This is a genomic window from Streptomyces lancefieldiae (assembly GCF_031845825.1).
In the GTDB taxonomy this organism is placed as follows: Bacteria; Actinomycetota; Actinomycetes; order Streptomycetales; family Streptomycetaceae; genus Streptomyces; species Streptomyces lancefieldiae.
Window position 1 is genome coordinate 74113 of the sequence record NZ_JAVRFH010000014.1, and the last position, 23435, is coordinate 97547.

Genomic DNA, 23435 nt, shown 5'->3' on the forward strand with positions numbered 1-23435 from the left:
GGTCAGGACCGAACCCGTCCGGTCCTGACCCGCGTGCGTGTGGCCGTGGCGGACGTCGGCGGTACCCGCCAGGTGGCCCATCCGACGCGTCTCGACGGTCCTGCGGCCTGCTCCCGGCTCGCACCGCCTGAGCTGGGCGAACAACCAGAGGGCGGCTTCCGCCCGAAGAAGACGCCGGACGCCTGACGCCGGTCCCGGCGTGGCCGTACGACTGGGCGGAGGGCGCCTGGGTACCCTCCGGCGCATGGCGGTGGACAGGAGGACCGAACCGCCGCGCCGCGAACCGGCGCGGTCGCGGACGAACCGCACGCTCGGGCGGGCCCTGGCGCGCTGGGCGACGACGACCGATCACAAGGTGATCGGCAACCTCTACATGACGACGTCCTTCGGGTTCTTCCTCTTCGGCGGCGTCCTCGCCCTGCTGATGCGCAGCGAACTGGCCCGCCCGGGGCTCCAACTGTTCAGCGCCCAGCAGTACAACCAGCTCTTCACCGTGCACGGCACGATCATGATGCTGCTGTTCGCGACCCCGCTGTTCGCCGGGTTCACCAACGCCATCATGCCGTTGCAGATCGGCGCCCCGGACGTGGCGTTCCCCCGGCTCAACGCGCTCTCCTACTGGCTGTACCTCTTCGGCGGCCTGATGGTGGTGGCCGGGTTCCTGACGCCGGAAGGAGCGGCCGCCTTCGGCTGGTTCGCCTACGCGCCGCTGAACAGCGCGGTGTTCAGCCCCGGCGCGGGCGGCGACCTGTGGACCATGGGTCTCGTGGTCACCGGTGTGTCGACCACGCTCGGCGCTGTCAACTTCATCACCACCATCCTGTGCCTGCGCGCCCCCGGCCTGACCATGTTCCGAATGCCGATCTTCACCTGGAACGTGCTCTTCACCTCCATCCTGGTGCTGCCCGCCTTCCCCGTGCTCACCGCCGCCCTGTTCGCGCTGGAGGCCGACCGCAAGTTCGGCGCGCACGTCTTCGACGCCCCGAACGGCGGGGCGCTTCTGTGGCAGCACCTGTTCTGGTTCTTCGGCCACCCCGAGGTGTACATCGTGGCGCTGCCGTTCTTCGGCATCGTCTCCGAGATCATCCCGGTCTTCAGCCGCAAGCCGATCTTCGGCTACGTCAGCCTGGTCGGCGCCACCATCGCGATCACGATGCTGTCCGCCGTGGTGTGGGCCCACCACATGTTCGCCACCGGGGCCGTGCTGCTGCCCTTCTTCTCCCTCATGTCGTTCCTCATCGCCGTGCCGACCGGGGTGAAGTTCTTCAACTGGATCGGCACGATGCTGCACGGTTCGCTGTCCTTCGAGACACCCATGCTCTGGTCGTGCGGGTTCCTGGTGACGTTCCTGCTCGGCGGCATGAGCGGTGTCCTCATCGCCTCCCCGCCGCTGGACTTCCATCTGACGGACTCGTACTTCATCGTCGCCCATCTGCACTACGTGCTGTTCGGCACGGTCGTCTTCGCGATGTTCGCCGGCTTCTACTTCTGGTGGCCGAAGTTCACCGGAAAACTGCTCGACGAACGCCTGGGCAGGATCCACTTCTGGACGCTCTTCGTCGGCTTCCAGACCACGTTCCTCGTCCAGCACTGGCTGGGCGAGGAAGGCATGCCGCGCCGTTACGCCGACTACCTGGCCGCGGACGGCTTCACCATCCTGAACACCATCAGCTCCATCGGCGCCTTCCTGCTCGGCCTGTCCACACTGCCGTTCCTCTACAACGTGTGGCGCACCCGCCAGTACGGAGCACGCGTCGAGAACGACGACCCCTGGGGCTACGGCCGTTCCCTCGAATGGGCCACCTCCTGCCCGCCCCCTCGGCACAACTTCACGTCACTGCCCCGGGTCCGCTCCGAGTCCCCGGCGTTCGACCTGCACCACCCCGACATCAGCCGGCACGACCAGAGGCATGTGCAGTGAGGACCGAAGCGCGTCTGTTCACCGGCGTGGCGGCCTTCTTCGCCGTCACCGCGGCCGGCTACGGCTGGTTCTCCGCCGAGCCCGCCGGCACCGTGGCCCTGGCCGTCTCCTTCCTCATGGCCTCCCTCGTCGCCTTCTTCCTGCGCGTGCAGCACCGCAAGCGCGGCCTGCGGGCACAGGACATCGGTGACGCCGAGGTCGCGGACGCCGCGGGCCCGCTGGACTTCTTCCCCCCGCACAGCCCCTGGCCCATCACGGCCGCGCTGGGCGCCCTCGTCCTCGCGCTCGGCATCGTCTACGGCCTGTGGCTCGCCCTGATCGGCTTCGGCGTGCTCGCCCTCTCCGTCTTCGGCCTGGTCTTCCAGTACGCCGACCGGGGCGCTCAGCGCTCCACCTCGCGCGAAGGGGACTCCGCCTCGGGCTCGGGCCCCGTCTCCTCCACGTCGACCCGGTCGCCGTAGTACCACTCGCTGAGCGTCGCCCGCAGCCGCCCCACGTGCGGTGCGTCGGCGTCGGGCGCCGTCGGCGCGAGCGGCTCGGGCTCCTTCCGCGAGCGCAGCACGTACCGCTCCTCGGCGTCGAGCGGCTCGTGGCTCTCCACGTAGCCGCCCGCGAGCGTCTGCCGCAGCTCGCCCGTCTCCTCGCCCTCGGCCAGCCGCCCCCGGTCCCGCTCCTGCAGCGCGAGGCAGACGCGCTTGGTCACCAGGAAGGCGATCGGCGGCACCAGCACCAGACAGATCCGGAAGACCCAGGTCAACAGGTTCAGCGAGACGTCGAAGGTGAAGGCGAGAATGTCGTTGGCGCCCGCCAGCAGGAGAACCGCGTAGAAGCAGATCGCGGCGACGCCCAGCCCGGTCCGCACGGGCTTGTCCCGCGGCCGGTCGCACAGATGGTGTTCGTCGTGGTCCCCCGTCACCCAGCGTTCGAAGAACGGGTAGGCGTACAGCACCGCGAACAGGGCGCCCGGCAGCAGGACCGCGGGCACCAGCACGTTCCACATGAGGGTGTGGCCCGCCACCGCCGTCTCGAGCGGTGGCATCAACCGCAGCGACCCCTCCAGGAAGCCGACGTACCAGTCCGGCTGCGAGCCCGTGGAGACGATGTCGGGACGATAGGGGCCGTACGCCCAGACCGGGTTGATCTGCGCCACCGCCGCGAGCACCGTCAGGACACCGAAGACCATGAAGGACAGGCCGGTGGAGTTGGTCATGAACTGCGGGAACATCGGCTTGCCCACCGCGTTGTGCCGGGTGCGGCCGCGCCCCGCCCACTGGGTGTGCTTCAGGTAGAACACCAGGATCAGATGGAGCGTGAGCAGCGCCAGCAGCAGCCCGGGCAGCAGCAGGATGTGCAGCGAGTACAGCCGCGGGATCAGGTCCTCGCCGGGATACTCGCCGCCGAACGCGAACATGCTGACGTACGTCCCCACCACCGGGATGGACAGCATGATCCCCTGCGCGATGCGCATCCCCGTCCCGGACAGCAGGTCGTCGGGGAGCGAGTAGCCCGCGAAGCCCTCGGCGAGCGCCAGCACGAACAGTGTCAGGCCGATCAGCCAGTTGACCTCACGCGGTCGGCGGAACGCCCCGGTGAAGAAAATCCGCAGCAGATGCACCCCGATGGCCGACAGGAACACCAGGGCCGCCCAGTGGTGCACCTGCCGGATCAGCAGCCCGCCGCGCACGTCGAAACTGATGTCCAGCGTCGAGCGGTACGCCTCCGACATGCTCACCCCGAGCAGGGGTTCGTAGGAGCCGCCGTAGACGACCTCCGTCATCGAGGGCTTGAAGAACAGGGTCAGCCAGACACCGGTCAACAGCAGTACGGCGAGGCTGTAGAGGGCGATCTCGCCCAGGAGGAAAGACCAGTGTTCCGGGAAGGCCTTGCGCAGCAGCCCCCCGCCCTCGGAGACGGGAAGCCGGCCGTCGGCCCAGGTGACGGTGTGTTCGCCCGCGTGGCGGGCCCGCGCGCCCGCGCGGGCCCTCGTCCTCTTCAACAGCACGGCGCATGGGTTCCCCGGCACCCGTGCCGGAAACTACACCCCGTCTACGTACGATCACCCTTCGGCTTGCCCCGTTGGTCCGGGGTGCCGTGCGGCGGCGGGGAGGACGGCTGCGGGGAGGTCGCGGGCGTCACGGGGGAGCCCGTGCGGCCCCGGCCCTGCTCCGGGCGTACCGCACCCGGGTCCCCCGAGGACGGCTCCGCACCGGACCGCAACTGCTCCAGCCGGCTCCCCAGCACCTCCGTGGCCGGGCGGCGGTCGGCGTGCGACCGCTCGTAAGCCAGCAGTTCCTCCACCTCGTCCGCGCCCAGCGACCGGATCCGGCTCTGCAGCCCACCGATCGGCAGATGGTCGTAGTCGGGCAACGGCAGGCTGTTGCGCGCGGGGTCGGCCATCGTTCTCACTTCCCTCTGTACGACATCCTCGGGTCAGCGCCCGCCCGGGCCGCCGCTGCCGAACGAACCACTGCTGCCCTCGTCCCAGCGGGGCCGCTCCTGCCCGGAGGCGGTACGGCTGCCCTGGTGCCCCATGTCGTGCGGCAGCGTCCGCTCGTCGCTCCGGGGCATCTCGTCGGGCTCCCGCCGCTCCCTCACCTCGCGGACGGGCCCCTCGTCGGGCATGCGGGGCTGCTCCTCCGGTCGCGGTGGCGGCGACTCCCGGCGCTTTTGCCGGCTACCGAACGCGAACGCGCCGATCAGCACGGCCACGACCACGAAGGCCGCGACGATCAGGCCGATGCCGAGCGCGCCCGAGCCCGCGGCCACGTCCATCCATGCGTTGGTCATGAGCGGCGGGTACCCCCGGACCGCGTCACCAACCTGCTCAGCTCGACCGGGCCGCTCGCGTCTGCGAACGGTTGGCCTTCCGGATCGCCGACAGCAGCTCCGCCTTCGACATCCGCGACCGGCCCTCGACGCCGAGCTCCCGGGCGAGGCCGTACAGGTGCTCCTTGGAGGCCTTCTCGTCGACGCCCTCGCCGCTGCGTCCGCCCTGTCCGCGGGGCCGCCCCGACTGCGGGTCGGACGGGCCCTTTCGGCCACCCTCCTTGCGCTCCCAGTGGTCGCCGACCTTCTCGTACTTGTGCTTCAGCGCCCCGTACGCCACCCGGTGGGCCCGCTCGCCCTCGCCGTACTCCTCCACGGCCGAGTCGTGGGCCTTGATCCAGGTGCGCTGGGCGTCCCTGGGGGAGCGCTCCAGGGTCGACGGCAGTTCCTGTCGTCCGGGCATTGTCGTGCACCTCCGTGCGTCGTCGCGCTCGTCGCCGTCGCCGGCTTCGGGAGAGTGCACGGGTGCCCGGCGGCCCACCCGGAAAACGGGCCGGAACCCTTGGGAACACAGGGTGCGGCGGTTTGGCGACGCCCGCAGGGGCAACCCGCGCGGTGTGACATCGACGACTTCCCAGCAGGAACTGTTCCGCTTCCTGGAGGACCGCTTCGCCTGTGCGCAGGCGTGCACCGAGTGCGCGCGGGCGTGCGCCCTGCGGGCGAGCCTCGTGGACCCGGACGGGACCGAGAACCAGGAGCTCGTACGCCGACAGGGCATCATGTGCGCGGAGGTCTGCGACGCGACCTGCCGGGTGCTGTCCGAACAGAACCAGGTGGACGAGGCCGTGATCCGCGTCCAGCTGGAGTGGTGCCGGCAGGTGTGTCTGGAGAGCGCGCACGTGTTCGACGCGCACCCGGGCGCCGAGGAGGGCGCGAAGGCCTGCCGCACCTGTGCCCGGGCCTGCGGAGAGTTCCTCGCCACCCTGCGCTGAGGCCCTGGGGCCGCCGGGCGCGGGGCGTTAGCCTGCCGGTATGACGGCGACGCGGACGGGTGATCCGGGGTTGTTCGGACCCGGCTCGGTGACCTGGCAGGCGCACGGTGACCCGATGATGTGGGTCGCGGGAATCCGCGCGCTGTATCTTCAGGCCCTCCACCCGCGCGCCGTGCGCGGTGTGATGCAGAACAGTGACTTCCGCAGCGACGCCTGGGGCAGACTGCTGCGCACCGCCGCCTTCGTCGGCACGACGACGTACGGCACCACCGAGGCCGCCGAGCGGGCCGGCGCCCGGGTACGGAAGATCCACCGCATGCTCGGGGCGACGGACCCCGAGACGGGGGAGCGGTACGGCGTCGACGAACCCGGGCTGCTGCTGTGGGTGCACTGCGCCGAGATCGACTCCTACCTGCACGTCCTGCGCCGCTCCGGACTCCCGCTCACGGACGCCCACGCCGACCGCTACCTCGCCGAACACCGGCACAGCGCCCGCCTGGTCGGCCTCGACCCCGACGCCGTACCCGCGAACCGCGCCGAGCTGGCCGCCTACTTCGCGCGGGTACGGCCCGAGCTGGCCGCGGGCGACGAGGCACGCCAGGTGGACGACTTCCTGCTCCGCCCCCCGGTCCACCCCCTCCTGGTCCCGGCACGCGAGTTGCTGTGGCGCCGGGTGGCACATCTGGCGTACGCCTCCCTACCGCCGTACGCGCACGAGCTCTACGGCAGACCGGCCCCCGCACCCGCCACCGTCACCCGGCGGCTGCGGGGCACCGGTGCCCTCCTGCGCGCGATTCCCGCACGTCTGCGCTGGCAGCTGCCGCCCAAACACATCCTGCGCGCCATGGCACGGCTCGGTCCGGGCGCGCGCCCGGCACCGTACAAACTCGGACCATAGGCCGCCATACTGGACCGGGCAGGGGAGGGCAGGGCGGACAGAACCACGGGGGCGGGCGCAGTCATGGGGGACAGCACGCTGATCCAGGGCCGGTACCGGCTGCTCGAGCGCATCGGACGCGGCGGCATGGGCGAGGTGTGGCGGGCGCGGGACGAATCACTGGGCCGGCTCGTCGCCGTCAAGTGCCTCAAGCCGCTGGGCGCGCAGGACGACCACGCCTTCACCCGCGTGCTGCGGGAGCGGTTCCGGCGCGAGGCGCGGGTGGCCGCCGCGCTCCAGCACCGCGGGGTGACCGTCGTGCACGACTTCGGCGAGTGGGACGGCGTGCTCTTCCTGGTGATGGAGCTGCTGGAGGGTCGCGACCTGAGCCGGCTGCTGGAGGACAACAAGCACCACCCGCTGCCGGTCGCCGACGTCGTCGACATCGCCGAACAGGTCGCCGCCGCGCTCGCCTACACCCACGACCAGGGCATCGTGCACCGCGACCTGAAGCCCGCGAACATCGTGCGGCTCGCCGACGGCACCGTGAAGATCTGCGACTTCGGCATCGCCCGGCTCGGCCACGACGTCGGGTTCACCGCCCGTCTGACCGGCACCGGCATAGCCATGGGCACCCCGCACTACATGTCGCCGGAGCAGATCGGCGGCGACGAGGTCGACCGGCGCAGCGACCTGTACTCGCTGGGCTGCGTGCTGTACGAGATCGCGACCGGCGTCCCGCCGTTCGACCTCGACGACGCCTGGGCGATCCTCGTCGGGCACCGTGACACCGCGCCCGAGCCGCCGCGCACCCACCGCGCCGAGCTGCCCGGGTACCTGGACCGGATGATCCTGGACCTGCTGGCCAAGCGGCCCGAGCAGCGTCCGGACGACGCCCGCGAACTGGTCCGGCGCATCACCGCCGGCCGCACGGCACCGGGGTGCGCGCCGACCGTGCCGGCGCCCCGACCGCGGACGCCCGGGACGGTCGAGGGGCGGGCCGCGCTGCCCTCCTGGACCCACGGCATGACCACCGGCCCGAAGGCGACCGGCACCGGGCCGCGCTCCACGCCCCCGGCGCCGGGGGCGGCCCTGTGCGGCGCGTGGATCCCGCGGCCCTCCGGCGACGAGGCCGCGGGGTCCGCGCCCGACGAGCGGGCCGGCCCGGAGCCGGAGGCGGTCACCTCGCTGGCCGGGCGGCACAACGCGGGGCTGAGCCTGGGACGGCTCGGCCGCTGGGCGGAGGCGGGGGAGGTGCACCGCGCGGTGGCCGACGAACGCGAGCGCCTGCTCGGACCCGAGCACCCGGACACGCTCGCCAGCCGCTACGAGGCCGCCTTCGCCCTCAGCCGCACCGGACACGCCGCCGACGCGCTGCGCGCGTACAAGCGCGTCGCCGAGGCCAGGATCAGGGTGCTCGGCGCCGACCACGCCGACACGCTGGCCGTCCGCCAGGAGATGGCGTACGCCCTGGGCCGGCTGGGCCGGCACGCCGACGCCCACCAGGTCTACGCGTCGGTCCTCGCCGCCCGCGAGCGCACGATGGGCGCCGACCATCCCGACACCCTGCGCTGCCGGCACAACCTCGCCTTCAACCTCGGCCGGCTCGGCCGCCCCGAGGACGCCCACCGCATGGCCCGAGAGGTGGCCGCCGCACGGGCCCGTGTACTCGGGCCCGACCATCCCGACACCCTGGTCACCCGTTACGAGGTGGCCTACGAGCTCGGCCGGCTGGGCCGCTGGCAGGAGGCCCTCGCCACCTACCGCGAGGTCGCCGAGGCCCGGGAGCGGGCGCTCGGCCCGGACCACCCCGACACCCTCGCAGCCCGCCACGAGATCGGCATCAGCCTGGGCCGCCTCGGCCGCAGCGCCGAAGCGCTGACGCTGTACGACGAGCTGATCGGCGACCGCACCCGCGTCCAGGGCCCCGAGCACCCCGAGACGCTGCGCGCCCGGCACGGCCTGGGCGTCAACCTGGGGCGGCTCGGCCGCTGGGCGGAGGCGCTCGCCGAGTCCCGCGAGGTGTGCGCGATCCGTGAACGCGTCCTGGGCTGCGACCACCCGGACACCCTGGTCAGCCGCCGCGAGGTCGCCGTCGGCCTGGGCTGGCTGGGCCGCTGGGCCGCCGCCCTCACCGAGTACCGCCGGGTCGCAGCCGCCCGGGAACGCGTCCTGGGCCCGGATCATCCCGACACCCTCGCCAGCCGCGACGACGAGGCCCACTGCCTGGAACAACTCGGCCGCGGCGCCGAAGCCGTGGAGCTGTACCGCAGGATGGCAGTACTCCGCAGAGCAGCGGCACGCTGAACCGGGGCCGGGCCGGGCCGAGCCCGTACCGGGCTGCGGGCGAGGTGCGGCCCGCGCGACCCGGGCCCGTGCCGGGCCGCGCTCGTGCTGGGCTGGGGGCGAGGTGCGGCCCCGTGCCGGGTCGGGCCTGCGCCGGGTCGGGCCCGTGCCGAGCCGCGCTTGTGCCGAGAGGAGTTCGTGCCGGGTCGGGCCCGTGCCGAGCCGAGCTTGTGCCGGGACGGGCCCGTGCCGAGAGGAGTTGGTGCGGGTCGGGCCTGTGCCGAGCCGAGCTTGTGTCGGGTCGGGTTCAGCTCCCCGTCGGGTGCCGTCCGGGCGGGCGTCCGCGCCGGTGGGCTCGGAGCCCGGCGCGCTCGCCGGACGCCGTGCCGGGCTCGGGGTCCGTCACGGGGCGGCCGGGGCCTCGGCACCGGTCCCGGAAGGGCGTCGCAGTGGGCTGGCCGCCCCGGATCGCACTGTGTTACCAAGAGCCATGATGCCGCCCGCCGCGCCCCCCGCATCCCGCACCTACGACGCCGTCATCGTCGGCGGCGGCCACAACGGCCTGGTCGCCGCCGCCTACCTGGCCCGCGCCGGCCGCTCGGTGCTGGTGCTGGAACGGCTGGACCACACCGGGGGCGCGGCCGTGTCCACGCGACCGTTCGCCGGCGTCGACGCACGGCTGTCACGGTACTCGTACCTGGTCAGTCTGTTGCCGAAGAAGATCGTGCGCGACCTGGACCTGGACTTCCGGGTGCGCGGGCGCACCGTCTCCTCCTACACACCCGTCGAACGGGACGGCCGGCCCACCGGTCTCCTCGTCGGCGGGGACGAGCGGCGCACCCGGGAGTCGTTCGCCCGGCTCACCGGCTCGCAGCGGGAGTACGCGGCCTGGCAGCGGTTCTACGGCATGACCGGCCACGTCGCCCAGCGGGTCTTCCCGACCCTCACCGAGCCGCTGCCCACCCGGGAGGAGCTGCGCCGCAGGATCGACGACGAGGCGGCCTGGCGGGCCCTGTTCGAGGAGCCGATCGGTGTCACGATCGAGGAGCACTTCGCGGACGACCTGGTCCGGGGCGTGGCCCTCACCGACGCGCTGATCGGCACCTTCGCCGACGCCCACGACCCGTCCCTGAGCCAGAACCGCTGCTTCCTGTACCACGTGATCGGCGGCGGCACCGGCGCCTGGGACGTGCCGGTCGGCGGCATGGGCGCCCTCACCGACGCCCTGGCCGACGCCGCACGCGCGGCGGGAGCCGTGCTCGCCACCGGCCACGAGGCGGTGCGGATCGAGACGGACGGGCGAACGGCCGAGGTCACCCACCGCTCGGCCGACGGCGAGGGCGTCGCCGCCGCGCGACACGTCCTGGTGAACGCCTCCCCGCGGGAACTGGCGACACTGACCGGCGCGCCGCCACCTCCGCCCGCCGAGGGCGCCCAGCTCAAGGTCAACATGCTGCTGACGCGGCTGCCGGCGCTGCGCGACCCCGCCGCCGACCCGCGTGAGGCCTTCGCCGGCACCTTCCACATCGCGGAGGGATACGAGCAGCTCGCCACCGCGCACGCCCGGGCCGCGGCCGGTGAACTGCCCACCGCCCCGCCCTCTGAGATCTACTGCCACTCGCTGACCGACCCCACGATCCTCGCCCCCGCCCTCGCCGGCCGGGGAATGCACACACTCACCCTGTTCGGCCTGCACACGCCCGCCCGCCTCTTCGCCGGGGACAACGACGCGGTACGCGAGGAACTGCTCGCGTCCACCCTCGCCCAGCTCGACGCCCACCTGGCCGAGCCCCTCGCGGACTGCCTGGCGACCGACGCCGACGGGCGGCCCTGCGTCGAGGCCAGGTCGCCGCTCGACCTGGAACGCGACCTGCGCCTGCCCGGCGGCAACATCTTCCACCGCGAGCTGTCCTGGCCCCACGCCCAGGAGGGCACCGGCCGCTGGGGCGTGGAGACCGGATGGGCGAACGTCCTGCTGTGCGGGGCGGGAGCGGTGCGTGGGGGAGGGGTGAGCGGGGTGCCGGGGCACAACGCGGCGATGGCGGTGCTGGAGCAGACGGAGTACTGACGGACGCATGCGTCGTACGGGGCTGGGTACCGCGACATAACGGAAATTCCGTACATGCGACCAGCACGACAAGGAGCCTGTCATGGCGGACCTCAGCCCCATCGACCTGCAGAAGGCGCTCAGCGGCATGGACTACCCGGCGGACAAGAAGTCGCTCGTCGACTGCGCCCGCAAGAACAAGGCCGACGACAAGGTCGTGAGCCGCCTCGACGGTCTCAAGGAGAACAGCTTCGACGGGCCGAACGAGGTGCAGAAGGCCGTCTTCAAGGGGTAGCGGCACTGCACGGACCGGCGGCACAGGAGGCCCCCACCCGCCTGCAACCGCCTAGTCGGCCGACGCCGTCCACCCCACCGCCTCGATCCGCGCCGCGTCCGCGGGGCGCGCGTCGTGGAAGAGGACGCCGTCGGCCGACTCGGCGCGCAACCCGTTCACGTAGGCCCCGCGGCCCACGTACAGCCGGTCGGTCGTGTACCGCCAGCGCAGCGTGAGCCCGCGGGCGGCCGGGAGGTCCGCCGCCAGCCGGTGCCAGACCCGGCCGGACCAGCCGGTGGCCGAGCCCGCCGGATGCTCCCGCGGTGCCTCGCCGCGGCGCGTGGTCGTGAACGGGACGGGCCGCCAGGTGGCGCCGCCGTCGGTCGTGGCCTCCAGGACGAGCGCGTCCGACCCGGGCTCGGTGTCCCACCACAGCGCGCAGCCCAGCCGCGCCCCGCCGGCGGACGTGTTCAGCGCGGGCAGGGTGAGCGTCGCCGTCGCCGAACTCGCCGTTCCGGAGAACCACGCGGTGCGCCCGTGCGCGGGGCGGACCGGAACGGCGCGCGCCATGGCGGTGCCGGCCGCGACCCGGGGTGCCGATCCGGAGCGCCAGCCGCGCACCGGATGGACGGAGTTGCCCAGGACGACGAGGAACGAGTCGGTCGTCGGGTCGAGCACCAGCGACGTACCCGTGAAGCCGGTGTGCCCGGCCGTGCGCGGGGTGGCCATGGCGCCCATGTACCAGTGCTGGTACAGCTCGAAGCCGAGGCCGTGCTCGTCGCCGGGGAAGTCGGTGTTGAAGTCGGTGAACATCAGCTCCACCGACTCCGGCCGCAGGATGCGCGCCCGGCCGTAGGAACCGCCGTTGAGCAGCGCACGGCCGAGCACCGCCAGGTCCCAGGCGCAGGAGAACACCCCCGCGTGGCCCGCGACGCCGCCGAGGCTGAAGGCGTTCTCGTCGTGCACCTCGCCCCACACCAGCCCGCGGTCGAGACCGGACCACGGCTTGCGCGCGTCCTCCGTGGCCGCGATCCGCGGTCTCCAGGAGGCGGGCGGGTTGTAGCGGGTGCGGTCCAGGCCGAGCGGGGCGGTGATCTCGTCGCGGAGCAGGACGTCCAGGGGGCGGCCCGTGACCTGCTCCAGCACCAGCTGGAGCGAGATCATGTTCAGGTCCGAGTAGAGGTACGCGGTGCCGGGCGGGCTGACCGGCGTCTCGTCGAAGACGAGTTGGACCTTCTCCGCGTGGGTCGGCGCGCTGTACAGCGGGATCCACGCCCGGAACCCCGAGGTGTGCGTCAGCAGGTGGCGGACCGTCACGCCCTGCTTGCCGGCACGGCCGAAGTCCGGCAGGTACGAGGCGACCGGCGCCGCCAGCTCCAGCGCGCCCCGTTCGAGCTGCTGCACGGCGAGGATCGAGGTGAACAGCTTGGAGATCGACGCCAGGTCGAACACCGTGTCCTCGGCCATCGGAATCTGCTCCCCGGCCGGGAACTCGACTCCGGTGTCGGTCTCCTCGTCGTAGGCCCGGTAGCGCACCGCCATGCCGATCGGCTCGTGCAGCGCCACCGTGCCGCCCCGGCCGGCGAGCAGCACGGCACCCGCGTACCACGGGTGCCTGGGGGAGGGGCCGAGGAACGCCTCCGCGTCGGTGACGAGCTGCCGCAGATGTCCGGCGAGCAGTCCGGCACGCTCGGCGGAGCCGCGCCGGAGAGTGGGGCGCCGACCCTGGTCCGCGACGGCCTCGGCGGGGCCCGCCGCGAACGGGGCGATGGCCAGGGCACCGCCCAGCGCCAGGGCGCCGGCGCCCAGTTGCCGCCGAGTGAATCCGCTCGTCGTCTGTCCGGCCATCGAAGAGCCCCCCCGCCACCGAAGCTGAAAGTATCTTTCCCGGATCGCCGTGCGGAGTGAAACTTTCCTGTCAGTGACGGGTCGTGTCAATGGGTCGTGCGGTGCTGGTCGTGCGGTGGTCCTGCGGTGGTGCTCCCCGGGTGGTGGTCCTGCGGTGGTGGCGGCCCGAACCCGCCCGGCACGGCGCCGCACGGGTCGGTCCGCTGTCGCCGGTACGGTCGCCCGACCCACGGCGCGCGGTCCGTGGCCGCCCGCCGCGGGCCCGCGCGCACGTGCCTTGACCCGCCCCATCGACCGGCCGAGGATCAGGTCATGACGCCCGGACACGGCAGCACGGTCGACGGGGTGCTGCGGCGCAGCGCCCGACGCACTCCGGCGCGCGTCGCGGTGGAGTACCGCGACCGCTCCTGGACGTACGAGGAGCTCGACACGGCGGTCTCCCGCGCCGCGAGCGTCCTGCTGGCGCGGGGACTGGCCCCGGGGGACCGGGTCGGCGCCTACGGGCACAACTCCGACGCCTACCTGATCGCCTTCCTCGCCTGCGCCCGCGCGGGCCTGGTGCACGTCCCGGTCAACCAGAACCTGACCGGCGACGACCTCGCCTACATCGTCGGCCAGTCCGGCAGCACGCTGGTCCTCACCGACCCCGGCCTCGCCGCGCGGCTCCCCGGCGGCGTCCGCACACTGCCCCTGCGCGACGCCGGCGACTCGCTGCTCGCCCTGCTGGCCACGGCGCCCGTGTACGACGGCCCCGAGCCGGGCGGCGAGGACCTGGCGCAGCTGCTCTACACCTCGGGCACCACCGCGCTCCCCAAGGGCGCGATGATGACCCACCGGGCGCTGGTGCACGAGTACCTGAGCGCCATCACCGCCCTGGACCTCGGCGCGGGCGACCGCCCCGTGCACGCGCTCCCGCTCTACCACTCGGCGCAGATGCACGTCTTCCTGCTGCCCTACCTCGCCGTCGGCGCCACGAACACCGTCCTCGACGCACCCGACGGCGACCGGCTCTTCGACCTGATCGAAGCAGGCCGGGTGGACAGCCTGTTCGCGCCCCCGACGGTGTGGATCGGCCTCGCGAACCGAGCCGACTTCACCACCCGCGACCTCGGCGGCCTGCGCAAGGCCTACTACGGGGCGTCGATCATGCCGGTGCCCGTCCTGGAGCGGCTGCGCGCACGCCTGCCGCACCTGGCCTTCTACAACTGCTTCGGGCAGAGCGAGATCGGCCCCCTCGCCACCGTCCTGGGCCCGGACGAGCACGAGGGCCGGATGGACTCCTGCGGCCGGCCCGTCCTCTTCGTCGACGCCCGGGTGGTCGACGAGAACGGCAAGGACGCGCCCGACGGCACCCCCGGCGAAGTCGTCTACCGCTCCCCGCAACTGTGCGAGGGCTACTGGGACAAGCCCGAGGAGACCGAAGCGGCCTTCCGCGACGGCTGGTTCCACTCCGGCGACCTCGCCGTGCGCGACGCGGACGGCTACCTCACCATCGTCGACCGGGTCAAGGACGTCATCAACTCCGGTGGCGTACTGGTCGCCTCCCGCCAGGTGGAGGACGCCCTCTACACCCACGAGGCCGTCGCCGAGGCCGCCGTCGTCGGTCTGCCCGACGAGCGGTGGATCGAGGCCGTCACGGCGGTCGTCGTCCCGCGCGGGGAGGTCACGGAGGACGAACTGATCGCCCACGCCCGCGAGAAGCTCACCGCGTTCAAGGCGCCCAAACGGGTGCTGTTCGTGGACGCGCTGCCCCGCAACGCCAGCGGCAAGATCCTCAAGCGGGAGCTGCGGGACCGGTTCGCCGGTTCGTGACAGCGGCAACTCCGTTGCGGACGCCGACCGGCGGGGGCACCGGTGACTCCGCCGTGCCAGCGGATCCGGCGACGCACCGCTGCGACCGGCTCGTGGACGACGTGGAGGCGCTCCGCGTCCACCTCGGCCTCGGGGCACATGGACCTCCTCGCCCACTCGGCCGGCGGCAGCCTCGCCATGCTGTACGCCGCCGGGTACCCGGCACGCCTGGCCCGCCTCGCGCTGATCACCGCAACCCCCAGGGCGCCCGCGACCCGCCCGCGACCCGTGCCGCCCTCGCCCGCTGCACCGCCCCGGTCCTCGTCCCCGCCGGGAAACTCGACGGAGGCCCGCGGCCGGAACTCGCCCGCCGCTGCGCCGACGCCTTCCCGCTCGTCCAGGTCGCCGTCCAGCCCGGCGCCGGGCACTATCCCGTGGCTGGACGATCCGCAGTGGTTCGTACGGCGTGTCGTAGCCTTCCTCGGCCGGGGCGGAGGGCAGAACCGAGGCCATCGGGCCGGTGCTGACGTGGGGGACTGCGGAAAGCGCGGCGCCGGTCCACCGAAAGGCACCCCTCACGTGGCCTGTCGGCGGTCGGACCCGATCGCTAGGCTGACCCGCGGACGACGAATCGGGAGGAGCACGGACGTGGCCGAGAGCACCACCCACCAGCGCCCGCTCACGGGCTGGGACAAGCCGGAGCTGGATCTCAGCAACGCGCAGTGGCAGTCCAGCAGCCGGGGCCTGGGGGATGTCCAGATCGCCTTTGTCGAGGGGTTCATCGCCATGCGGAACAGCGGCAGCCCGCAGAGCCCCTCCCTGATCTTCACCCCCGCGGAGTGGGGCGCGTTCGTGTCGGGAGCGCGGGAAGGGGAGTTCGACCTCACGTGACCCACCGGCCGGGGAGGTGACCGGTCCCGGGGTGTGCTGGCCGGTCCGTCCGGCCGAACCGGGGGTGTTCCGCCCGATTTTCCGGACACGCGACCAAGAGCGCCCCTGCGGGGCCGACGCCTGAGCGACGCTGACGCCAGGACGGGAAAGGTCGTACTCCGGAGGTGAGGAACCCATGAGCAGCATCCTGCCGGTCGTCGCGGCGGTCGACGGTTCGGACGACAGCCTGCGCGCGCTGGACTGGGCCCTCGACTCCGCGCACCGGCGCGAGGCACCGCTGCGGGTGGTGCACGTGCGGCAGTACGCCGCCTGGGCACAGGCCGACGTCCTGGTCGCGGGCCCGCCGGACACGGGCGACGACCCGGTGCTCGACCAGGTCCGCGCCCACCTGACGGGGCGGTCCTTCGCGGTGGCGACGGAGTACGTCGGCATGGAGGGCGTGCCGGGCGCCGTGCTGCCGCAACTGGGCGCCGACGCCCAGTCGCTGGTGCTCGGCTCCCGCGGGCGCGGCGGCTTCGCCAGCCTGCTGCTCGGCTCCAACGGCCTCGCCGCCGCCCGCGACGCCGAGTGTCCCGTCGTCGTTGTGCCCCGCCCCGGACGCGAGGTCCACGGTGAGGCACCCGGCGAACCCGGCCCCCGCGTCGTCGTCGGCCTGCACGTGGACAGCCCCGACGACGCCACGCTGTCCTTCGCCTTCACCGAGGCCGCCCTGCGCGGCGCCCGGCTCCAGGTGGTCGCCACCTACCCCTGGCCGGTGCAGACCTGGGCCGCCGCGGGCCAGATGATGCCCCTGGTGATCGACGAGGTCTCCGTCGAGACCGAGACCCGGGTCCTGGCCGACGGCTTCCTCGCCCCCTACCGGGGACGCCACCCCGACGTCCGGGCCGAAACGCACGTCGTGCCCGGTGACGCCGCCGGGCACCTCGTCGCGGCCTCCCGTGACGCGGAACTGGTCGTCGTCGGCCGCCACCGCCGCCGCCTGCTGGCCCCCGCCCGCATGATGGGCTCGGTCACCCACGCCGTCCTGATGCACGCGGCGGCCCCGATCGCGGTGGTACCACCGGCTCCGCCGGAGGAGTGAGGCCGCCGCACGCGCGGTGGCACCGCCGAGCCGGCGACCGCACACGGAGCACCGGCGCAGGGCGGGCCCGAGCCTCCGAGGCCGGCGCCGTCGTACTCCCCACCGGCGGCATGACGTCCCGGGCCTCCGGCAGAACCCGTCGTGCGGTGTCGGTGGGTGGGGCGCCGGTGTGGGGCGGGGCCCGGCCCGCGGAGGTCGGCGGTGTCGTGCTCAGCACCGGCCCCGTGTGCGTGGCCGCCGGAGGCATCACGTACCGGGGCTCCGGGTGAACCGTCGTGCCTATCATCGGGCCCATGCAGGACTCGCCCAGCAGGGACACCCGGATCGCCCTCGACCTCGCGCTGACCGTGCGGCACGACGGGCGCGGCGGGGTCGTCGACGACCTGGCCGATCTCGCGGGGCTCGGCGCCTGGGTCCGGGCCCACCCCGACACCGTGCCGGACGCCGAGCGTCTCACCGCCGACGAGCAGACCCTGGCCGCCGTCCGCGAGGTCCGAGCCGCCGCCCGCACCCTCTTCGCGCGCGCCGTACGCCCCGGCGAGGCGAGTCCCGCCGACGACGCCCGCCTGCTGCCCGTCCCCGAAGCCCTGCGGCGCCTGAACGCGGCAGCCGGGCGCACCCCCACCGTCCCGGTCCTGCACTGGCCCGACGCCGGCGAACCCGCCGTACGCTCCGAGCCCGCGCACGGCGCCGGGCCCGACCTCACGGCGGCCCTGGCACAGGCCGTGATCGGCTTCCTGGCGGGCCCCGACCGGCAGCGGCTGCGGGCCTGCCACGCACCGCGCTGCGTGCGCTACTTCCTCAAGGAGCACCCCCGCCAGGAGTGGTGCAAGCCGTCCTGCGGCAACCGGGCCCGGGTGGCCCGCCACCACGAACGGCGGAAGCGGACCGCGTAGCCGGCCGAGCACCCGCCCGCACGCCGTTCGGACCGTCCGGCCACGTACCATGGCGGCATGTCGTTCCTCCGCCGCCGCAGCGCAACGCCCGCCGGGCCCGACTTCGACGTACTGGCCATGGACCCGGGCGACTGGCCCGGGAACCTGGGCGCCGGACTGCTGCCCGCGCCCGACGGCAGCTGCCAGGGCGTCTTCCTGCGCTACGACCTGTTCGGCGGCCGCGGCCCCGCGATGATCATCGGCAACCTGCCGACGGGCTCCCCGGCCCGCGAGGTCCCCGAGGGAGAGATCCCGTTCGAGGTGGGCCAACTGCTGCTGGCCCTGGAGAACGACGAGGAGGTGACGGTCGTCGGCGCCGAGGACGTCCCGGTGATGCAGGGCGACAACCTGCTGATCGTGCGCCGCCTCAAGCTCTCCGAGAGCCGGATCTCCTGTGTGCAGTTCGACCGCAGCGACGGCGTCCTGGTGACCATCGCCGCCTGGGACCGCCCCATCACCGACGACCTGTACGCCCTGCTGAAACCGCTCCCGGCGGAGCTTTTCCAGCAGGGCTGACCCGGCGGCTACCTCACGGTCGTGAGCGTGACGTCGGCGGCGCGCACGTACGCCACCCGGTGGCCGTACTGGATCTCGTAGTACTGGTCCTCACCGACCACCACCCGGTGGGAGGCCTCGTCGAAGGTGACCGCGTAGTAGTACTCGCCCGGCACCTGCTCACCGACCACGTACTTCTGCCCCTCGGGCAGGGTGTACGGCAGCGGCGACACGGCCTGGGCGGGCACGCCCGCCGGATAGGCGGCCTTCTCCGGGTAGGCGCGTCCGTACACCGGGACGCTCTCCAGGCCCTTCCGCGGTGTGATCACCCGGCCCGAGGCGGGCACCGCCGCCGGGTTCTTCCGCGGGTTGTGGAACCAGGCCTTCTGACCCAGGTACCAGATGGCCGTCCAGTCGCCCCACCGGTCCGCCACCGCGTACTGCTGGCCCGTGGAGACCCGGGAGGACAGGTCGTTCACCCCGGTCGTCGGGGTGGTGCCCAGGCCGATGTCCTTGATCAGCGGCGCGTTCACGTCGTGGTCGGAGTACAGCCGCACCTCACCGGAGCCGTGCGCCGCGCACGGCTCGCCCGCCGTCTCGCAGCCGGTGTACTCCGGGCGGTTGGCGGCGTAGTCGGGGCGGATCGTCACCAGGCCGGCGTCCTTGCCGGCGGTCGGCTCGAAGGGGCGGCCGAGCAGCTGGAAGTAGTGCCGCCAGTCCCAGTAGGGGCCCGGGTCGGTGTGCATGCCCGGGATCGTGGCGGTGCTCGTGCCGGGGACGTTGTCGTGGCCGAGGATGTGCTGCCGGTCCAGCGGGATGTCGTACTTCCCGGCCAGGTACTTCACCAGCCGCGCCGACGAACGGTACATCGCCTCGGTGTACCAGGCGTCCGGCTCCGCCAGGAAACCCTCGTGCTCCAGGCCGATGGACGCCGAGTTGACGTACCAGTTGCCCGCGTGCCAGGCCACGTCCTTCGCCTTCACGTGCTGGGCGATGTGGCCGTCGGTGGAGCGGAGGGTGTAGTTCCAGGAGACGTAGGTCGGGTCCTGCACCATCTTGAGGACCCCGTTCCAGGCGCCCTCCGTGTCGTGCACGACGATGTACCGGATGCGCTGGGAAGCGGGTCGGTTCCCCCGGTCGTGGTTGCCGTAGTCGCCGTCCCCGAACTCCTCGTACGGCGCCGGGATCCACTCGCACGACACCGACGTCGGGCACTCGGTACCGTCCGCCCTGGCGGCACGCAGCCCGGTGCGGCCCAATTGCGCGGTGTCGGGCGCCACGTCGGGGCGGGCGGTCAGCGCGACCCGCTGTCCGGCGTCCGTGGTCCGCCGCTGGCCGGCGCGGATCACCTCGTACACGTCGTTCGCGTACGCCGCCGCCGTCGCGGAGTCCTCCGCGCCCGAGAAGCGGGCCACCGCCCCGTACCAGTCCGCCGGGTCCGCGCTGAGCGGCTCGCCCACGGCCCGCTGGGCGGCGGCGAGCAGTGCGGCGCCGCCGGACACGTTCGCGGCCGGGTCGGTGCGCAGTGCCGCGGGGCTCAGCCCGGTCAGCTCGGCCGCCTTCGTCAGCGTGGTCAGCCGGGCCGGCAGGTCGGTGGGCCGCGCGGCCACGGGCGCCGGGCGCAGCGGGGCGCGGGCCTCGTCGCCGCGCGGGTCCTCGGTGTCCTCGCTGTGGTGGGACGCCCCGGCCAGCGCCGTGCGGGCGTCGGTGAGGTGCATCGGGCCGTAGCCGCCGGTCACGCTCGGCGCACCGTCGTGCGCGTCCCACCGGGACTGGAGGTAGGAGACACCGAGCAGGACGCTCTGCGGCACGTGGTACTCCGCCGCCGCGGCGGCGAACGCCCGCTGGAGGCGGTCCGGGGCGGGCGGTGCGGCGGCCGGTCCGGCGGCGGACGGCGCCGCGCCGAGCAGTGGCAGCAGCAGTGCCGCCGTGGCCAGCGCGGGCACGGTGGGGGATCCTCGCAAAGCGGCCTCCTGTGACGGTCGGGCGTGGCGGGACGTGCGGGGCCGAGCGTGGGTCAGTGGTACCCGGCGGTCCGACGATCCGTCAATCATGCCGTCATCACGGCGATTTCCCACGTCAGTGAGGGGTCGGGCGAGTTTCGTGGCGGCGGCTCACGGGCCAGCGCGGCGTCAGTGGCGTACACCAATGGCCCCGCGCCCCTCCCGGGCACACAAAAGTCCGCGGTGCCCCCTGGAGGGTGCACCGCGGACCGTCGTCCTGTCCGTCCGTGTCCGTCAGCGCGTGCCGACCGCCGCGCGCACGGCCCGCCGGGCCATCTGGCAGTCGTCGTGCAACCGCCGCAGCAGCAGCCGCTGCTCCTCGCCGGACGGCGCGGCACCCGGGTGGGCCGCCACCGGCGCGGTCGGGGCCGTGTCGTGCATCGAACGCTGTACGGCCGTCTCGTACGTACGGATCTCCCGGGTCAGCACGAGCATCAGGTTCACCAGGAACGCGTCGCGCGCGGCCGGCCCGTCCGACTGGGCGATCTGGCTGATCTGGCGGCGCGCCACCGGGGCCTCCCCGAGTACCGCCCACAGGGTCGCCAGGTCGTATCCGGGGAGATACCAGCCCGCGTGCTCCCAGTCCACCAGCACCGGACCGGTCGGTGACATCAGGATGTTGGACAGCAGCGCGTCGCCGTGGCAGAACTGGCCCATGCCGTGGCGCCCGGCCCTCTGGGCGATGCCGTGCAGCAGCTTCTGCAGGTCGCCCAGGTCACGGTCGGTGAGCAGCCCCAGCTCGTGATACCGGGAGATCCGGGCCGCGTAGTCCAGCGGGGCGTCGAAGGTGCCGGCCGGCGGGCGCCAGGCGTTGAGCCGGCGGATCGCGCCGAGCGCCGCCCTGATGTCCGCCCGGGGCGGAGCCTCCAGCGGGTGCCGCTGCAATGCCGCCACCCGTCCCGGCATCCGCTCGATCACCAGCGTGCAGTTGTCCGGATCCGCTGCGATCAGCCTCGGCACCCGCACCGGGGGGCGATGCCGGACGAACGAGCGGTATGCCCCTATCTCGTGCCGGATCCGCTCCGCCCACGCGGGGGAGTGGTCCAGTAAACACTTGGCGACCGCCGTGCTGCGTCCGGTCGTACCGACCAGGAGCACGGACCGACCGTTGCGGCGCAGCACCTGCACCGGAGCGAACTCCGGGCAGATCCGGTGCACGGAGGCGATCGCCGTGCGCAGTTGCGCGCCCTGAGGGCCGGAGAGGTCGATGCGCCCGCTGAGGGGCTGGGTGCCGGGTCCCGCGCCGCGCCGCGCCCTGCCCGCCCCGAGCACCGGGGCCGCCGGGCGCGCGGGGGCGAGGTAGGGGCCGCCGCCCGCCGCCGGGCGGGGGTGAAGCGAACGCTGCGGAGCGGACACGGGGGACGATGCTGCGTACATGGGCGAGACAGATCCCTTCGTGTGCCTGCTGTGCCTGCCGGAAGAGCGGTGCCCGTCCCGACGGGCACGCCTTCTGAAAGCCGTCGCGCCACCCGCCCGGCCGCCCGGGCCACCCTGGGGAGTAACCCCGCGGCAACCGGGTCGGGATGGCGCTTTCCTACCTGACACCCGTCCGCCCGTGGCACACCATCTGGCGCACCCTGGCGAACGGTGGCGAATAGTCGCCCGGCAACCCGCACGGGGCTACTGTCAACTCAGCCGAGAACCTGGGGGCTTGACGTGAGCGGAGAACCCAACACCCGTCTGTCGGACCTGTTCGGCCTGGCCGGCTGGTCCAAGGGCGAGCTCGCGAGGCTGGTCAACCGGCAGGCGGCGGCCCTGGGCCACCCCCAGCTGGCGACCGACACCTCGCGGGTGCGGCGGTGGATCGACATGGGAGAGATCCCGCGCGATCCGGTGCCGCGGGTGCTGGCGGTTCTGTTCACCGAGCGTCTCGGCCGTGTCGTGACCATCGAGGACCTCGGTCTGGTCCGGCACGGGCGTGCGGGGAAACGGCCACGCGGCGGGAGCGAGGAACATCCCGACGGAGTGCCGTGGGCGCCCGAGCGGACCGCGGCGGTCCTCACCGAATTCACGGGAATGGACCTCATGCTCAACCGACGCGGCTTGGTGGGCGCGGGCGCCGCGCTCGCCGCGGGCTCCGCACTCAGCAGCGCCATGTACGACTGGCTGCACACCGACCCGGCCCTGGCTGCCGACGCTCCCGACCTCCACCAACCCCTGCACGCCGACCCCGCCGGGTTCGACCGCTACGAGGCGGCCCCCGTCGGGGCGGAGGAAGTGGACGAACTGGAGCGCTCGGTCGAGGTGTTCCGCGCCTGGGACGCCGCCCGTGGCGGCGGACTCCAGCGCAAGGCCGTGGTGGGCCAGCTCAACGAGGTGGGTGGCATGCTCGCCTACCACCACCCGCCCCATCTCCAGCGGCGCCTGTGGGGCGTCGCCGCCAACCTCGCCGTCCTCGCGGGCTGGATGTCGCACGACGTCGGCCTGGAACCCACGGCCCAGAAGTACTTCGTCATCGCCGCCCATGCCGCGCGCGAGGGCGGTGACCGGCCCCGGGCCGGCGAGGCGCTCTCCCGGGCGGCCCGCCAGATGGTCCACCTCGGCCGCCCCGACGAGGCGCTGGACCTGATGAAGCTCGCCACGTCCGGGTCCGGTGACGAGGTGCTGCCGCGAACAAGGGCCATGCTCCACACCATCGAGGCCTGGGCGCAGGCCTCCATGGGCAAGAGCCAGGCGATGCGCCGCACCCTGGGCCGCGCCGAGGACCTCTTCGTCTCCGACAAGGCGGACGTGCCGCCGCCGGACTGGATGCAGACCTTCAAGGAGGAGGACCTGTACGGCATGCAGGCCCTGGCCTACCGGACGCTCGCCGAGTTCGAGCCGGGGGCCGCCGCGCACGCGCAGCACTACGCGGAGAAGGCGCTCGCCCTGCGGATCGACGGCCGTCAGCGGTCGAAGATCTTCGACTACCTGTCGATGGCCTCGGCCTGCTTCATCGCCGACGACCCCGAGCAGGCGGACCGGTACGCGCGGCTTGCCCTGGTGTCGATGGGGTCCAACTCCTCCCAGCGCACCTGGGACCGGCTGCGTCAGATGTACCGGCTCACCGCCGAGTACGCCGGCTACCCGAAGATCCAGGAATTGCGGGAGGAGATCGAACTGGCGCTGCCCAAGGACAAGTCGTCCCGTGGTCGGGGGAGGAGCGGCGGCGTCGCCCCGGCGTAGCGCGCGGTGCGTTTCCCCCGACGTGGCCGACCGCCGCATCGGCGGCATCGTCTGCCGCGACCC

Annotated in this window: 21 protein-coding genes and 1 pseudogene; 15 read left to right on the forward strand and 7 right to left on the reverse strand. The window is 73.3% G+C overall.

What is annotated here, in order from left to right:
• Positions 1–33: 33 nt before the first annotated feature.
• From RM812_RS16625 to ctaF, 3 genes are read left to right on the forward strand one after another with little or no spacing between them, the layout of a single operon-like run.
• A complete protein-coding gene (locus tag RM812_RS16625; protein ID WP_311573331.1) occupies positions 34–186 on the forward strand; it encodes a hypothetical protein in 153 nt (50 codons plus the stop codon).
• Positions 187–244: 58 nt separating this feature from the next.
• Entirely contained in the window at positions 245–1921 is a 1677-nt protein-coding gene (ctaD, locus tag RM812_RS16630; protein ID WP_311573332.1) for an aa3-type cytochrome oxidase subunit I, read from the forward strand.
• Positions 1918–2382 (forward strand): aa3-type cytochrome oxidase subunit IV, encoded by a 465-nt coding sequence (ctaF, locus tag RM812_RS16635; RefSeq protein WP_311573333.1) that lies wholly within the window; start codon positions 1918–1920, stop codon positions 2380–2382. The genes ctaD and ctaF overlap by 4 nt, the downstream gene beginning before the upstream one ends.
• On the opposite strand, the gene qcrB is transcribed toward ctaF, so the two are convergent.
• Genes qcrB through RM812_RS16655 form a run of 4 tightly spaced genes read right to left on the reverse strand, consistent with a single transcriptional unit; the run spans position 2304 to position 5150 of the window.
• Positions 2304–3923 (reverse strand): cytochrome bc1 complex cytochrome b subunit, encoded by a 1620-nt coding sequence (qcrB, locus tag RM812_RS16640; protein WP_311573334.1) that lies wholly within the window; start codon positions 3921–3923, stop codon positions 2304–2306. The two genes, ctaF and qcrB, sit on opposite strands and share 79 nt — an antisense overlap.
• A gap of 44 nt (positions 3924–3967) precedes the next feature.
• On the reverse strand, positions 3968–4318 hold the full coding sequence (locus tag RM812_RS16645; protein ID WP_311573335.1) for a hypothetical protein: 351 nt from the start codon (positions 4316–4318) through the stop codon (positions 3968–3970).
• A 33-nt stretch (positions 4319–4351) separates the two neighbouring features.
• Positions 4352–4708, reverse strand: coding sequence for a DUF6479 family protein (locus RM812_RS16650; protein WP_311573336.1), 357 nt, complete (start codon positions 4706–4708; stop codon positions 4352–4354).
• A 37-nt stretch (positions 4709–4745) separates the two neighbouring features.
• Entirely contained in the window at positions 4746–5150 is a 405-nt protein-coding gene (locus RM812_RS16655) for a ChaB family protein (protein ID WP_311573337.1), read from the reverse strand.
• A gap of 154 nt (positions 5151–5304) precedes the next feature.
• On the opposite strand from RM812_RS16655, the gene RM812_RS16660 reads away from it, so the two are divergent.
• The 5 genes from RM812_RS16660 to RM812_RS16680 all read left to right on the forward strand — a co-directional run bounded on the left by RM812_RS16660 (position 5305) and on the right by RM812_RS16680 (position 11184).
• Positions 5305–5679 carry a ferredoxin gene (locus RM812_RS16660; RefSeq protein WP_311573338.1) on the forward strand — a complete coding sequence of 125 codons (375 nt, stop codon included), beginning with the start codon at positions 5305–5307 and terminating at the stop codon, positions 5677–5679.
• 40 nt (positions 5680–5719) lie between these two features.
• Entirely contained in the window at positions 5720–6577 is an 858-nt protein-coding gene (locus RM812_RS16665; protein ID WP_311573339.1) for an oxygenase MpaB family protein, read from the forward strand.
• 63 nt (positions 6578–6640) lie between these two features.
• Positions 6641–8863: a serine/threonine-protein kinase gene (locus RM812_RS16670; protein ID WP_311573340.1), complete on the forward strand. Its 2223-nt coding sequence runs from the start codon at positions 6641–6643 to the stop codon at positions 8861–8863.
• 469 nt (positions 8864–9332) lie between these two features.
• Positions 9333–10910 (forward strand): phytoene desaturase family protein, encoded by a 1578-nt coding sequence (locus RM812_RS16675; protein ID WP_311573341.1) that lies wholly within the window; start codon positions 9333–9335, stop codon positions 10908–10910.
• An 82-nt stretch (positions 10911–10992) separates the two neighbouring features.
• Entirely contained in the window at positions 10993–11184 is a 192-nt protein-coding gene (locus RM812_RS16680) for a DUF2795 domain-containing protein (protein WP_311573342.1), read from the forward strand.
• Positions 11185–11235: 51 nt separating this feature from the next.
• Here RM812_RS16680 and RM812_RS16685 read toward each other — a convergent pair whose 3' ends face one another.
• Entirely contained in the window at positions 11236–13011 is a 1776-nt protein-coding gene (locus RM812_RS16685; protein ID WP_311573343.1) for a serine hydrolase, read from the reverse strand.
• A 312-nt stretch (positions 13012–13323) separates the two neighbouring features.
• Between RM812_RS16685 and RM812_RS16690 the strand changes: the two genes are divergently transcribed.
• The 6 genes and pseudogenes from RM812_RS16690 to RM812_RS16715 all read left to right on the forward strand — a co-directional run bounded on the left by RM812_RS16690 (position 13324) and on the right by RM812_RS16715 (position 18225).
• Positions 13324–14823 carry an acyl-CoA synthetase gene (locus RM812_RS16690; RefSeq protein WP_311573344.1) on the forward strand — a complete coding sequence of 500 codons (1500 nt, stop codon included), beginning with the start codon at positions 13324–13326 and terminating at the stop codon, positions 14821–14823.
• Positions 14824–14858: 35 nt separating this feature from the next.
• Positions 14859–15288 (forward strand): annotated as a pseudogene (locus tag RM812_RS16695) (alpha/beta fold hydrolase); the annotation flags it as partial.
• 162 nt (positions 15289–15450) lie between these two features.
• Entirely contained in the window at positions 15451–15693 is a 243-nt protein-coding gene (locus RM812_RS16700; RefSeq protein ID WP_311573432.1) for a DUF397 domain-containing protein, read from the forward strand.
• Between the two features lie 175 nt (positions 15694–15868).
• Positions 15869–16774, forward strand: coding sequence for a universal stress protein (locus RM812_RS16705; RefSeq protein ID WP_311573345.1), 906 nt, complete (start codon positions 15869–15871; stop codon positions 16772–16774).
• Positions 16775–17067: 293 nt separating this feature from the next.
• On the forward strand, positions 17068–17670 hold the full coding sequence (locus tag RM812_RS16710) for a CGNR zinc finger domain-containing protein (RefSeq protein WP_311573346.1): 603 nt from the start codon (positions 17068–17070) through the stop codon (positions 17668–17670).
• Between the two features lie 57 nt (positions 17671–17727).
• Positions 17728–18225, forward strand: a complete 498-nt coding sequence (locus tag RM812_RS16715) for a glycosyltransferase family protein (protein WP_217140026.1) — start codon at positions 17728–17730, stop codon at positions 18223–18225.
• Positions 18226–18233: 8 nt separating this feature from the next.
• Here RM812_RS16715 and RM812_RS16720 read toward each other — a convergent pair whose 3' ends face one another.
• Together RM812_RS16720 and RM812_RS16725 are read right to left on the reverse strand one after the other, a co-directional pair.
• Entirely contained in the window at positions 18234–20150 is a 1917-nt protein-coding gene (locus RM812_RS16720; RefSeq protein WP_311573433.1) for an N-acetylmuramoyl-L-alanine amidase, read from the reverse strand.
• Between the two features lie 291 nt (positions 20151–20441).
• Positions 20442–21584, reverse strand: coding sequence for an aminoglycoside phosphotransferase family protein (locus tag RM812_RS16725; protein ID WP_311573347.1), 1143 nt, complete (start codon positions 21582–21584; stop codon positions 20442–20444).
• 279 nt (positions 21585–21863) lie between these two features.
• On the opposite strand from RM812_RS16725, the gene RM812_RS16730 reads away from it, so the two are divergent.
• Positions 21864–23372 (forward strand): DNA-binding protein NsdB, encoded by a 1509-nt coding sequence (locus tag RM812_RS16730; protein WP_311573348.1) that lies wholly within the window; start codon positions 21864–21866, stop codon positions 23370–23372.
• The last annotated feature ends 63 nt before the right edge of the window (positions 23373–23435 follow it).

Coding starts and splice junctions, on each gene's coding strand:
- ctaD (WP_311573332.1), top strand. CDS start 245: ATGGCGGTGGACAGGAGGACCGAACCGCCGCGCCGCGAACCGGCGCGG.
- RM812_RS16645 (WP_311573335.1), bottom strand. CDS start 4,318: ATGGCCGACCCCGCGCGCAACAGCCTGCCGTTGCCCGACTACGACCAT.
- RM812_RS16650 (WP_311573336.1), bottom strand. CDS start 4,708: ATGACCAACGCATGGATGGACGTGGCCGCGGGCTCGGGCGCGCTCGGC.
- RM812_RS16655 (WP_311573337.1), bottom strand. CDS start 5,150: ATGCCCGGACGACAGGAACTGCCGTCGACCCTGGAGCGCTCCCCCAGG.
- RM812_RS16665 (WP_311573339.1), top strand. CDS start 5,720: ATGACGGCGACGCGGACGGGTGATCCGGGGTTGTTCGGACCCGGCTCG.
- RM812_RS16670 (WP_311573340.1), top strand. CDS start 6,641: ATGGGGGACAGCACGCTGATCCAGGGCCGGTACCGGCTGCTCGAGCGC.
- RM812_RS16675 (WP_311573341.1), top strand. CDS start 9,333: ATGATGCCGCCCGCCGCGCCCCCCGCATCCCGCACCTACGACGCCGTC.
- RM812_RS16680 (WP_311573342.1), top strand. CDS start 10,993: ATGGCGGACCTCAGCCCCATCGACCTGCAGAAGGCGCTCAGCGGCATG.
- RM812_RS16685 (WP_311573343.1), bottom strand. CDS start 13,011: ATGGCCGGACAGACGACGAGCGGATTCACTCGGCGGCAACTGGGCGCC.
- RM812_RS16690 (WP_311573344.1), top strand. CDS start 13,324: ATGACGCCCGGACACGGCAGCACGGTCGACGGGGTGCTGCGGCGCAGC.
- RM812_RS16705 (WP_311573345.1), top strand. CDS start 15,869: ATGAGCAGCATCCTGCCGGTCGTCGCGGCGGTCGACGGTTCGGACGAC.
- RM812_RS16710 (WP_311573346.1), top strand. CDS start 17,068: ATGCAGGACTCGCCCAGCAGGGACACCCGGATCGCCCTCGACCTCGCG.
- RM812_RS16715 (WP_217140026.1), top strand. CDS start 17,728: ATGTCGTTCCTCCGCCGCCGCAGCGCAACGCCCGCCGGGCCCGACTTC.
- RM812_RS16725 (WP_311573347.1), bottom strand. CDS start 21,584: ATGTACGCAGCATCGTCCCCCGTGTCCGCTCCGCAGCGTTCGCTTCAC.